The sequence below is a fragment of the Halorussus litoreus genome (assembly GCF_003382685.1).
In the GTDB taxonomy this organism is placed as follows: Archaea; Halobacteriota; Halobacteria; order Halobacteriales; family Haladaptataceae; genus Halorussus; species Halorussus litoreus.
The window spans coordinates 47,699-59,749 of the sequence record NZ_KZ859510.1 but is presented as its reverse complement, the minus strand read 5'-3'; the positions used below and the strand labels follow the sequence as shown (position 1 = coordinate 59,749).

At 66.8% G+C, this 12,051-nt stretch carries 9 protein-coding genes and 1 tRNA gene; 3 read left to right on the top strand and 7 right to left on the bottom strand.

The window, feature by feature from the left end:
* Positions 1–356 precede the first annotated feature (356 nt).
* From DPQ64_RS04900 to DPQ64_RS04880, 5 genes are all read right to left on the bottom strand, one after another.
* Positions 357–2,504, bottom strand: a complete 2,148-nt coding sequence (locus tag DPQ64_RS04900; protein ID WP_115863239.1) for a hypothetical protein — start codon at positions 2,502–2,504, stop codon at positions 357–359.
* Between the two features lie 291 nt (positions 2,505–2,795).
* Positions 2,796–2,868 (bottom strand) — tRNA-Pro (locus DPQ64_RS04895).
* 66 nt (positions 2,869–2,934) lie between these two features.
* Positions 2,935–4,770, bottom strand: coding sequence for an SLC13 family permease (locus DPQ64_RS04890; protein WP_394338830.1), 1,836 nt, complete (start codon positions 4,768–4,770; stop codon positions 2,935–2,937).
* Positions 4,771–4,858: 88 nt separating this feature from the next.
* Entirely contained in the window at positions 4,859–5,155 is a 297-nt protein-coding gene (locus DPQ64_RS04885; protein WP_115863238.1) for a HalOD1 output domain-containing protein, read from the bottom strand.
* A gap of 82 nt (positions 5,156–5,237) precedes the next feature.
* Complete coding sequence (locus tag DPQ64_RS04880; protein WP_115863237.1) at positions 5,238–7,292, bottom strand: DEAD/DEAH box helicase; 2,055 nt, start codon at positions 7,290–7,292, stop codon at positions 5,238–5,240.
* A 566-nt stretch (positions 7,293–7,858) separates the two neighbouring features.
* Between DPQ64_RS04880 and DPQ64_RS18580 the strand changes: the two genes are divergently transcribed.
* Positions 7,859–8,032, top strand: a complete 174-nt coding sequence (locus tag DPQ64_RS18580; RefSeq protein WP_157971586.1) for a hypothetical protein — start codon at positions 7,859–7,861, stop codon at positions 8,030–8,032.
* Between the two features lie 85 nt (positions 8,033–8,117).
* Here the strand turns inward: DPQ64_RS18580 and DPQ64_RS04875 are convergent, their stop codons facing one another.
* A complete protein-coding gene (locus DPQ64_RS04875; RefSeq protein WP_115863236.1) occupies positions 8,118–8,492 on the bottom strand; it encodes a cupin domain-containing protein in 375 nt (124 codons plus the stop codon).
* 315 nt (positions 8,493–8,807) lie between these two features.
* Entirely contained in the window at positions 8,808–10,019 is a 1,212-nt protein-coding gene (locus DPQ64_RS04870) for an RNA-guided endonuclease InsQ/TnpB family protein (protein WP_115863235.1), read from the bottom strand.
* 135 nt (positions 10,020–10,154) lie between these two features.
* Here DPQ64_RS04870 and DPQ64_RS04865 point away from each other — a divergent pair, with 135 nt between their 5' ends.
* Both DPQ64_RS04865 and DPQ64_RS04860 read left to right on the top strand, forming a co-directional pair.
* On the top strand, positions 10,155–11,342 hold the full coding sequence (locus tag DPQ64_RS04865; protein WP_115863234.1) for a CBS domain-containing protein: 1,188 nt from the start codon (positions 10,155–10,157) through the stop codon (positions 11,340–11,342).
* 1 nt (position 11,343) lies between these two features.
* A partial coding sequence (locus DPQ64_RS04860; RefSeq protein WP_157971589.1) for an SOS response-associated peptidase occupies positions 11,344–12,051 on the top strand: 708 nt, incomplete at its 3' end.

Sequence of the window (12,051 nt, the reverse complement as noted above, 5' to 3'; positions counted from 1 at the left end):
CGTCGAGCGTATCCGGCGCTACGTCCCGAAACCCGTCGCTGCAGACTGAAGTAGTCAGTCGGCGGGCCGTCACCGTAGCCCGTACGCTACGGTCGGCAATGCAGTGGGAAGAAAGGGGGAGAGGGAACCGAGGCGACAGGGCACAGGGGAGGTGTACCGGTCATGGTCGCTGACACTATGGGGGACCTGCCGCCATCTCGGAGTCGTCGCCTGATAGGCATAAGCTATTCGATAGATGTTTTCGCAGACACTACGCGAAGAATCACACCACAGCTCGGGCAAGAACTACGTGATGGCCGGAACGAATTCACATCACGATAGTCACGCCCCACCGAGAGACGGCGTCGGTCGCCGAGTCAGAGTTTCTCGGCGTTTCGGGCTTGGTCGGCGCGCCGGTCAGCCTGCTTCATTCTGTTCCGCGCCGCGTTCGAGAACGACTCCGGCAAATCGTCGCTCGCGTCGTCGATCCGACGCTCCATCCGCTGGAGGCGCTCGGCGACCGTTTCGAGTTGCTTGTCGGCGTTGGCTCGGTCGTTCTCGCGCGCTCGCTCGGCGGCCCGCCGTGCGGCCTCGACGATGGCCTGGAGGGCGCGTTCGAGCCCTCTGAGGGCGTTCGACGAGCCGCCGCCTTGCTGGCCGGTATCGTCGTTGTTCCCCTCCTCGTCACCGCCCGCCCCATCACCGTCCTCCTCGTCGGCGAGCGCCGCGACCTCCGCTCGCGTCTCCTCGGCGACGTCGACCACGAACGTCGAGAGCGACGCTTTGCCGGTCTCGGGGCGCTCGATGCGGACCGCCGACTCGCTCTCGGGGTCGGGGTTCACTCGGTAGGCTCCGACGGCGTCGTCGCCGTCCCGGACCTCGGTGGTGTAGGCTCCGCCAGCGTGGACGTAGACGGTATCGCGCCCGTCCACCGGTGATTCGTAGAGGCGACCGGCGAAGTCGTCTTCGAGAGCCACCGCCGCGAGGTCCGTCTCGGCGTCCTCACCGCCTACCTCCAACTTCGTCGCACGGTCGCGCGCGACGAGCGGGATCTCGCCGCCGATACCGGCGGCCGTGGTCGCCTCGTCGTCCGACACCGACACGCGTTCGCTGTGTGGCGCTCGACCAGCGCCGTTGACCGTCAATCGATGGTCGCCGGCGGGGACGTCCTGCACGACCGCGATACCCGTGAACGTCGGGACCGCCTCCGGGTCGCTCTCCAGCAGCGCGACCGACTCGACGGACGCCTCGGTCGTGGTCAACCCCTCGTCCTCCGGCGCGTCGTCGGCCGTGACCGCCTCCGTAACGCGGGAGACCACGGTGTTTATCGGGGCCGCCTCGCCGATGGCGTCGTAGCGGTCGGCCAGCGCCGTGCGGTGGTTCGGGACGGAGATGTCCGCCGCCGGGTTCTCGAAGCGAGGCTGGCCCCACGGCGCTCCCGTCGTCGTGATGTGGCCCGACATGGCGTCTTCGACGGCGTCCGGGACGGCGAACTCGAAGCTCAACTGTGGTCCCGTGAAATCGGCGATCCCTTCTATTTCGCTACTCGGGAGGAGGTCGTAATCCACGTCGGCGTCGGCGTCGGTGTCGCGCTCGCTGTGCCGGAAGACGAGCCCCGTCTCGCGTGTCGGGAGGTCGGTCGGCGCAGACGACAGCGCGTCGAAGGACCGAACGGTCAGACCTGCGGGGACCAGCGACTCGCGGGTGACCGACGGCAGGCGGTCGTGGTCGTATATCGGCTCGCCCTCGAACTCCGGGACGACGTAGGGGAGCCGCGACCCCTCGTCGCGCGGCAGGCCGTACGCGAGCGGGATCTCGGCGTCGGCGAGGTCCTCGATGCCGTCGATTGCGGTGTTCGTGATGTCCGCCAGCAGGTCCTCGACGCCGATCCGCTGGAAGCGGTCGGCGACGTCGTTGACCGAGAGCGTGCTCGAATGGGAGCCGAGTTCCGTGAGGATGCGCGGGACGCGCTCTGGGCCGGGGTCCAGAAACTCGTTGTTGGGAACCTTCCGGGAGTGGGAACTGGCGACGTACAGTTGGGGTTCGTCGGTCTCCGTGTCGACGAAGACGTGCAGCACTTCCCAGTCGTGCCAGTGGAAGTTAGTCGTGAACTGGTCGAACACCGAGTAGAACCAGAACTGGACCACGGCGAGAGGCGACTCCTCGTACTCGACGGCGTGGTAGAACGCGGTCGGGTTCGGTGGACTCCCGTCTTCGAACCGCTCGTGGTAGCCGTCGAAGGCGTCGAATCCGGTGACGATTGTCTCGCCGTCCCGCTCGCTGGTGTAGGGCCGGGGGTCGGTCGGGAACCACGGCTCGTTTTCGTCGAAGTACAGCGTCGGGGCGAACCGCGTCGCCAGCGCTCGGGCGGTGTCCTCGTCCACCGGGGTCGTCGGACTGTCACTGCTGCGTTCGAGTGCCGAACAGCCAGCCAGACTCGCTCCACCGGCCGCGGCGAGCGCGCCGAGGACGGTCCGGCGGTCGACGTCGAAGGTCGAGTCGTCGCAGGTCGGATCGTCGGTCACGCGTTCTCACATTCCATCTGCGGGACCGCGACCGATACGTGCAGACTCACTCCTGTACTAGACATAATTCGGAATGAGGCCGTTCTCTCAATAACCCACCGTATTAATTCCCTGACGTAACTCTGGCACGAATCGTCCGGATTCGACCAGGAGCAAGACGTTCCTGCTCGCTCCCTTCGGTCGCTACGCGGGCGTGCGACTTGCAGGATTCGAGTACGGAGTTACCCATTCTGCTGACGCAGCGGATGCTCGCGCACGCTACGCGGCGCTCACGGTTTTTCTCGCCGGAAGTGGGACCGCCCGGATTCGAACCGGGGTTATCGGCACCCAAGGCCGAAAGGATACCAAGCTACCCCACGGTCCCGCATGTCCCTGTAGCGCGGGAAGACCTGTAAAGGGTTTCGTTTGTGCCGGGGTCGGAGTCGAGTCCTCACACGCCCCAGAAAAAGGCGATCCCCAGCGTGGTCACGATGGCGAAGACGAGCTGGAGGGGTGCGCCGACCCGGAAGTAGTCCGTGAACTTGTAGCCGCCGGGACCGTAGACGAACAGGTTCGTCTGGTAGCCCACGGGCGTCATGAACGCGGTGGAGGCCGCGAACGTCACCGCGAGGACGAACGAGAAGGCGTTCGCGCCGAGTTGGGCCGCGGTCTCGGCGGCGACCGGAATCATCAGCACGACGCTGGCGTTGTTGCTGACCACGTTGGTCAGAAGCGCGGTCACGACGTAGAACAGCCCGAGTACCGCGAGCGGGGGCAGGAGATCGCCCGACAGCACCAGCAGGTCGGCGACGAGGTCGGCCCCGCCGGTCTGTTCGAGGGCGATTCCGAGCGGGATGACGCCCGCCAGCAGGAAGATGACGTCCCACTCCACGGCGTCGTACACCTCCGCGGGTTTGAGCACGCCAGTCACGACCATCACGAGTGCGCCGGCCAGCGCCGAGACCATGATGGGAAGCAGTTCGAGTGCGGCCAGTCCGACCACCGCCGCGACGATGCCGACCGCGAGGGGGATCTTCGACTCGCGGTAGTCGGGGCGGTCTATCTCCTGGGCCACGATGAAGTCGCGGTTGACGTTCAGCCGCGAGATACTGTCGGGCGTGGCCTGCACGAGCAGGGTGTCGCCGACCTGCAGGTCCGTGTGGTCCATGCGCTTGCGGACGTACTCCGGGCCGCGTCGGAGCGCCAGCACCGTCGCGTCGTAGCGGTCCCGGAAGTTCGCGCTCGCGAGCGACTCGCCGACCAGCGACGACCGCGGCGCGACGACCACCTCCACGAGGCTCCGTTCGGGGTCGTCGCTCCCCAACTCCTCCTCGGTCACTTCGACCTCCGGCAGGAGTTCGAGCCCCTCGGCGTCGATGAGGTCGACGAGCGTGTCCCGGTCGGTCCGGAGCGCGAACACGTCCTCGGGCTGGATCTGCTTCGGCCCGAGCGGTTCGGCGAACGACTTCGTCCCGCGGATGAGTTGGACGACGTCGACGTCGAACTCCGTGTCGTCGAGCACCTCCCTGACGGTCTGGCCGACCAGCGGGGAGTCCTCCCGGACGACGACCTCGGTCAGGTACTCCTCCAGCCCGAACTCCTCGGTGAGGTCCTCGCGGGGCGGGATGCGGGCTGGCGTCAGCCACCGCCCGACCGTCATGAGGTACGCCGCGCCCACGAGCGACACCACGATGCCCAGCGCCGTGAACTCGAACATCGAGAACGCGTGAAGCTCGCCGAACGCCGCGGGGTTCTGCTCGGCCAATCGGGCCGACAGGTCGCTGGCGAGGATGTTGGTCGACGTACCGATGAGCGTGAGCGTCCCGCCGAACATCGAGGCGTACGAGAGCGGGAGGAGGAGCTTCGACGGCGAGGTCTTGCCCTCGTGGGCGAGGTCTGTCACCATCGGCATCAGGATGGCGACCGCGGCGGTATTGTTGATAAAACCCGAAATCGACCCGACCACGCCGACGGTCGCGCCGAGCTGGCGCGTCTCGTCGTCCCGGGTGAACGCCGCGATCTTCCGGCCGAGGATCTGGACCGCGCCGGTACGCTGGACGCCGTAGCTCAGGACGAACATCGCGAGCACGGTGACCGTCGCGGTGCTCGCGAACCCGGAGACCCCCTCCGCGGGCGAGATGCGGGTCCACGGCTCGAGGACCATCAGCGCGACCATGATGCCGAGCGCCGTGATGTCGATGGGGACCGGCTCGGTGGCGAACAGCACGAGCGCCACGAGCACGATCAGGAAGACGACGACGATGTCGGGCGAGAGCGCGAGTACCACGTCGCGCTACAATTCGTGGCGGAGACAAAAATGATGTGGGAAGCCGAACGCCACGGCGGCCCTGATGTCGGAACGTAGTGGGAGCGCTCTACCGGTCGTACACCGTCACCGTCCCCGACCCCTCGACGACGACGAGGTAGTCGTCGATGCCGAACTCGAATCGCCACCGGCGGTCGTCCGACCGGCGGTCGAACAGCGCGTCGAGCGCCTCGAGGTCCACCGCCTGATACAGTTCGAGGTCGGAGTCGGTCGGGTCGACGCCCTCGGCGGCTGCGACCGCATCGATCACCGTCTCGCTGAGCGCGGCCGGACCGTCGCGGTCGTGACGCATCTCGTGGACCGATCTCTTTCCGTCGCGCGACCTGTCGCCGTCAGCTGTCGCCATTAATACGGTATTTGATACTACCACATATTAAAACCCGTCAGACGATAGTCAGACAAATTGGAGGTATTATAAGAGTCGACCGTCACTCGTCCTCGCCGTGGAGTTCGAGTTCGGCCACGATCTCGTACGGATGGTCGTCCTTCCGGATCCCTTCGAGGATCTTGAACGCTTCGTCGGGTGCGAGGAAGTGGGTCGTGACGACCCGGCCGAGGTCGGTGGGGTCGAGCCCGTCGATAAAGCCGTACTCCAGCAGTTTGCCGAGCGCGTGCTTGGTCGGAATCTCGCCGATCATCCGGTCGTTGAGCCGCTTGGCCTCGCTGCCCGCGACCGTGATGTTCGCCAGCGTCTCCTCGACCGCGGCGCTCTCGTCGTAAAGGGTCTGCACGTCCTCCATCTCGCCTTTGAGCAGCTTGAACGCCACCTCGTCCTCGGTCATCTCCATGCTGTTGTGGTACGCCGCGTCGGGTTCGACGAGCACGTACACCTTCCCGCGGTCGTGGTAGTCCGGCCGCCCCGCACGCCCGAGCATCTGGTGGAACTCCTGGACGGAGAGCCACTCGATGCCCATCGCGAGCGTGTCGAAGATGACCTGTGAAGCGGGGAAGTCCACCCCGGCCGCGAGCGCCGCGGTCGTCACCACGGCGGCGAGGTCCTGATTGGCGAACATGCGCTCGACCTTCTTCCGACGACCGTAGTCGAGCCCCGCGTGGTACGGCGCGGAGCTGTACTCCAGCTGGCGAGAGATCTCGTGACACCGCCGCCGGGAGTTGGTGAAGATGATGGTCTGACCGCGATAGCCCTGCGAGGACTTCGAGTCGTACTCGCGCCTGACCAGCTTGTTCTCGATGTCGGGTTTCTCCTGGCCGTCGGCGAAGGTGACGTGGCGCTCCAGCGGGACGGGGCGCTCTTCGAACTCCACGAGGTTCGCTTCGAGCGATTTCGCCAGCGAGCCGGGGTTGCCCACGGTCGCGGAGAGGTACACCCACTGCGCGCCGTCGTAGCCGTCGCGGCGCTGCTGGCGCTGCTCGGCGTAGTGTTTGAGTCGCGCGATGAGGCCGTCGAGGCGGTGGCCTCGCTCTTGCTCCTTGAGGGTGTGGACCTCGTCGATGACGACCGTCCCGATGTCGCCCAGATTCCGGCCGGTCCGGAGCGCGTGGTCGATTCCCTCGTAGGTGCCGACGATCACGTCGGCGTTCGGGTCGAACGCGTGGCCGTCGTCCCGGACCCGGCTCGCGCCGACCCGGATGGTCACGTCCACGAGGTCGCCGTACTCTTCCTCGAAGTCCTCGTGCTTCTGGTTGGCGAGCGCGACCAGGGGGACGAGGAACAGCATCTTGCCGTTGCCGTTCAGCACGCGGTCGAGCCCGGTCATCTCGCCGACGAGGGTCTTCCCGGTCGCGGTGGCGCTCACCACGAGCTGGTCCTCGCCGTCGAGCAGGCCGTTCTCGACCGCGAGGCTCTGGACCGGCAGGAGGTCGTCGAATCTGTCTTCGAGGAGGTTCTGGACTCCCGGATGGAGCGAAAGCGTGTCGACCGGCACGGGGTCGACGTCCTCGACGTTCGCGCTGATCTCGTCGAACTTCGTGAGGTCGGGGTCGAGCCGCCCCTTCAGGAGGTTCGTGATCCGTTCGAGGTTCTGGACCTCCAGCAGGAGATCTTCGAGTCTGTCCTGCGCCTCGCCGGTGAGATCCCCGCGGAAGGAGAGTTCGCGCTCTAACTCTTCCTTCGCGCAGTCGGGGCAGATGTGCTCGTCGCCGGTATCGATGGCCGTCTCGCTCGTAATGGGCGAGTAGCGGCCGCTCGACGCGCAGAGCCGGCAGGTCCGGACGGCCTTGGCGTCGAGTTGGTAGGCGTCGAGCATCTCTTGGAGTTCCTCGCGACCCGCCGCGGAGGTCTGCTGGGAGATGCGGATGCGGTCGGCTCTGCGGGCGATCTCGACGAACTGGTCCGGATCGCGGGGCTCCTCGCTCGACCCGCGCTTGACGCGGAACCGGCCGGGTCGCGGTCCGGCGTTCGTCTCCTTGAGTTCGAGTTTGGCTCGGAAGACGCGCTCGCCGTCCCGATTCACGACCGCGACGTAGTGACCGGACGACTCGTGGAGGAACAGCGCGTCCACCTGCGGGACCTGCTTCGACACGTGCCCGGATAGTAGCTCGCGGTATTTGAGGTGTTCGGAACGGTCGATGGTGGCGGGCGCGGGGCAAGCGCGACTGGCCGTGGTCGTTCACGGAGTCGAGAGTCGACGACCTCCGTCGTCTCAGACTGGTGGAATCACCCGGCGCGTGCGGGCGCGGCCTTGTGCCGCGCCCATCCGCGCGAGGGACGAGTAGAGCGACCGGCAGGAGCGAACGAGGAGGCTGGGGAGGCGTGAGGCCCGCGGTCGCCGTGCGGTTGCAGTCGCGGTGCCGTGCGGTGCTGTCGCGGTTGCGGTGCGGTCACGCCTATGCTCAAGCAGTAGCTAGCGGTCTCGGTCGTCCAGAATCAGCAATTCGAAAAAACCAGAGTAAGAGGACCGAGACACTCCAGAAACCACCGCAATTCGCTAGGGATACAGGAAAACAAGCCCGAGAAATACGCCAATACCGTTGGTTAACGCCAGCGTAACAGAACACCGAGAGGGTTATTCTGCCAATACCGTCCAGGCAACCGGCAAATAACAAAGCCCGTCTCGTGGTAAGCAGTGCCCGCGTGGATTCACCAGACATGAGGGGGAGACAGAACGAGCGGTTACCCGAGCGGTTCGACGACAAAGTGACGCTTGAGATCGACGACGACGCGGACGGACGGCCGACGGTCCTGATGCAGGACGACTCGGCCGCCGACGCGTGGATCTCCGCCGACATTTCGGCCCTCGTCTCGCTTCCCGAACGCGAGTAGTTCGTCCGAGACCGTCGACCGAGTAGCTATTTTCGTCCGAGAACTGCGCTTTTTCGTCAGCGCTCCGCGATTCCCCACAGCTTCGCTACTCCACCAGTTCGATCTCGTCGTCGCCGTTCGGCACCGCGCAGAGGAACGACCCCGGTTCGTCGCCCTCGTTTCGGTACCAGTGGACGACGCCCGCCGGGATGAGCAGCGAATCGCCCTCACTCACGGTGTACTCCTCGTCGTCGATTCCGACCGTGTACTCGCCAGAGAGGACGTACTGCTCGTGTTCGACCTCGTTGGTGTGTTCTGGCACCGACGCGCCGGGGTCGAGTTCGAACCGCCGGATGGCGAAGTTCGGCGCGCCGTGGTCCTCGGAGACGAGGACGCCCTTGCGCATTCCCTCGGCAGCGCCCACGTCCTCGTACTCGATGTCGTCCTTGCGGCGGATCAGCGGTTTGGCCTGCTGGCTCATGCGCGACCGTACGCGCGGGAGACTAAGTAAGGTTGCGTCCGAGCGAAACGTTGCTTCGCGTGGCGAGAAAGTTGCGTTACGAGTTCCGGTAGTCAACAGATGGTTTCGACGGGTTGTATCGATCCAAGCTAGCTACAACCGAGGCACAGGCGTGACCGCACAGCACCGCGTTACACCGCGGCCGCCCCGCGGCCGCGGGCCTCACGCCTCCCCAGCATCCTCGCGCGCGCCGGGTTGAAAGGTTTCGAGAAGCCCGATTGCAATTCCGAGGCATGGTAGAGTACGGGAGGCCGAGAAATGACACCGAACAGATAATCAGTCCGACTTCGGCGGTTCCGAGAGTTCCGCATAGGGAGTAAAGCCGTCGTCCGGCGTCACGAGCCCCGATTGGAGCGCGCACGCAGACGCCCCGAGCCCCCGGGACGAGAGCGGGCCGCGGCGAACGCACCGGAACGCGATGTTCTTGGCGGCGTTGTAGTCGTCGTGGGCCGACGCGTCGCACTTCAGGCACTCGAACTGGTGGGCCTCGACGTCGCGGTTCTGCGGATGGGTGAACCCACACTCCATGCAGCGCTGGCTGGTGTACTCGGGATTGACCTCCACGACCGGGATGTCGCGCTCGGCCGCGCGGTACTCCACGAACGAGAGGAGTCGCTCGAACAGCCATTCGTGGAACGCGCCGGCACCGGGCAGCAGGTCGTGGGCCTCTTCGAGTTCGCCGAAGGCGATCAGTTCGCAGTCGTACTCCTCGGCCTCGGCGACGATTCCGTTCGCCACCTCGTGGAGCCGCTGGCGGACGAACCTGTCGAGGCGGTCGCCCGCCTGTCGGAGCGTCCGGTCCGCGCTCCGGGTGCCCGTCGCGCCCAGTGACGACCGCACGCGCTCGAACTCCTCCCGGCGGTGGCCGAGTTCGCCGCCCGAGAAGAAGCGGGCCGTGCTGGTGACCGCCAGGTTCTCGACGCCGAGGTCGACGCCCAGCACAGTTGCGCCCTCGGTCGGCGGGTCGACGGCGGGCCGGGGCGTCCGGAATCCGAGGTGGAAGACGAACTCGCCGTCGCGGTAGTGGAGTCCGCTCTTGGCCGGCTCCCAGTCCTCGTCGTCGAGATAGCGCGACTGGTAGCCGCCGTCGGCCGCGAGCTTCAGGTCGCAGCGAATCCGCTCGTCGGTCGTGGTCAGGCTCACCGTCCGGTCGTCGAACACCGTCATCGTCCGGGTGTCGAACGCCACGGTGGGGCTGGTGAACTCCGGCCGGGTCCCGCTCCGGTCCCGAGCGCGCTTGATGGCCTCGGCGGCGCGGTGGGTCGCCAGCACGGCGTGCTGGCTGCCGAGGTCGGTCTCCTCGCGGAGCCGGTCGTACGTCAACTGCTGGACTTCGCTCCTCGTGTGACAGACGTCCCACGCCTCGTTGACCGCAAGCTGGCAGCCCCGCTTCCACTCGGCGACCAGCTCCCGAAGCCGTTCGGCGTCCGTCGGCGAGACGGAGAGTCCAGTGACCGCGGTTCGTCTGGAATAGTCGGTGTCCGCCACGTTGTACGTGTCTGTCTCGGGGGGCCTCTTGAATACTTTGGGTTCGCCTAACTGCGCTTCGGGATGGACAAATCGGGCCCCTCTTCCCACCGTTCACCAACCACCGTTAAGGCCCTGCCACCGATAGTCGTACGTATGCGAAGCTTCACGGTGGGGCGGGCGTTCGGCATCCCGATCAAGCTCGACCTGACGTTCCTGCTCATCCTGCCGGTGTTCGCGTGGCTCATCGGCACGCAGGTCGAGCTCTGGGCGGACTACCTCAACGCGTTCGCCACGCCGGCCCTCGACGCGGACGCGCTGACCGCAGGACAGATGCAGTGGGTGCTCGGCGCGGTCGCCGCTGTCGGGCTGTTCGTCGGGGTCGTGCTCCACGAACTCGGCCACTCGCTGGTTGCCATGCGCTACGGCTTCCCCATCGACTCCATCACGCTCTGGCTGTTCGGCGGCATCGCCCGGCTCACCGACCAGCCCGAGGACTGGCGACAGGAGTTCTTCATCGCGCTCGCCGGTCCGGCGGTCAGTATCGCACTCGGGGTCGTCTCGGCGCTCGCGTTCGTCGCGATTCCGGCCGGGCTCCCGACGGTCCGGTTCGTCTTCGGCTACCTCGCGCTGATGAACCTCGCGCTGGCCGCGTTCAACCTCTTGCCCGGCTTCCCGATGGACGGCGGGCGGGTGCTCCGGGCGCTGCTCGCCCGGAACCGGTCGTTCGCCAGCGCCACCAGCACCGCCGCGGAGGTCGGCAAGGTGTTCGCGGTCCTGCTCGGCCTGTTCGGGCTGTTCAACGGCGGCATCGTCCTCATCGGCATCGCCTTCTTCATCTACATCGGCGCGACCAGCGAAGCCCAGCAGACCGTGATGAACGCCGCGTTCAGCGACGTGCGCGTCCGCGACGTGATGACCGAGAGCGACGAGCTCGACACCGTCTCGCCCGACGAGTCGGTCGCGGACCTGATGGAGGCGATGTTCCGCGAGCGCCACACGGGCTTTCCGGTCGTGGAGAACGGCGAACTCGTGGGGATGGTCACCCTCGACGACGCCCGGCAGGTGTCCGAAGTCGAACGCGACGCCTACACGGTCCGGGACGTGATGAGCACCGACCTGAAGACCATCCCAGCCTCCGACGAGGCGATGACCGCGTTCGAGAAGATCCAGGAGCACGGCATCGGTCGCCTGCTGGTCGTCGACGCCGACGGGGCGCTGACGGGGCTGCTCTCGCGGACCGACCTGATGACCGCGTTCGACATCATCCAGAAGAGCGGCCGGAGCGAACGCTTCACTCCGAACGAGGAACCGGTGCGCGAACGGGAACGGGCGTCGCGATAGCATGTGCGGGAGACTCTCCCTGTTCGCCGATCCCGGCGTCGTGACCGAGCGGTTCGACGCCGAGCCAACCCGGCCGCTCGAACCGCGGTACAACGTCGCGCCGAGCCAGTCCCATCCCGTCGTACGGAACGACGACCGCGACGCCATCCGGTACCCGACGTGGGGACTGGTCCCCCAGTGGGCCGACGATCCCGGGTCGGGCCACGTCAACGCTCGCGCCGAGACGCTGGCCGAGAAGCCGAGCTTTCGCGAGGCGTTCGCCGAGCGGCGGTGTCTCGTGCTCGCGGACGGGTTCTACGACTGGAAGCAGACGCCCACGGGCAAGCAGCCCTACCGTTTCGAGCGCGAGGACCGCGAACCGTTCGCGCTCGCCGGCCTGTGGGAGCCAGCGCCGGGCGCGAGCGACCGACGGCCGGGCGCGAGCGACCGACGGCCGAGCACGGGCGACGCGAGCGGGCGCTCGAACGCCGGCGCGACCTTCACCGTCGTGACCACGGAACCGAACGCGGTCGTCGAGCCAGTCCACCACCGAATGCCGGTCCTGCTGTCCACGGAAGCCGAGCAGGAGCGGTGGCTCCGCGGAACGCCCGCTACGATTCGAAGCGAGAGCGCGGACAGTCCACCCGAAAGCGAGAGCAGGTCGGGGGGGGGGGCGGGGCGAGGACGGAGGGGGGCCCCCCGGGGGGGGGCCCGCACCGGCCGCGCGCTG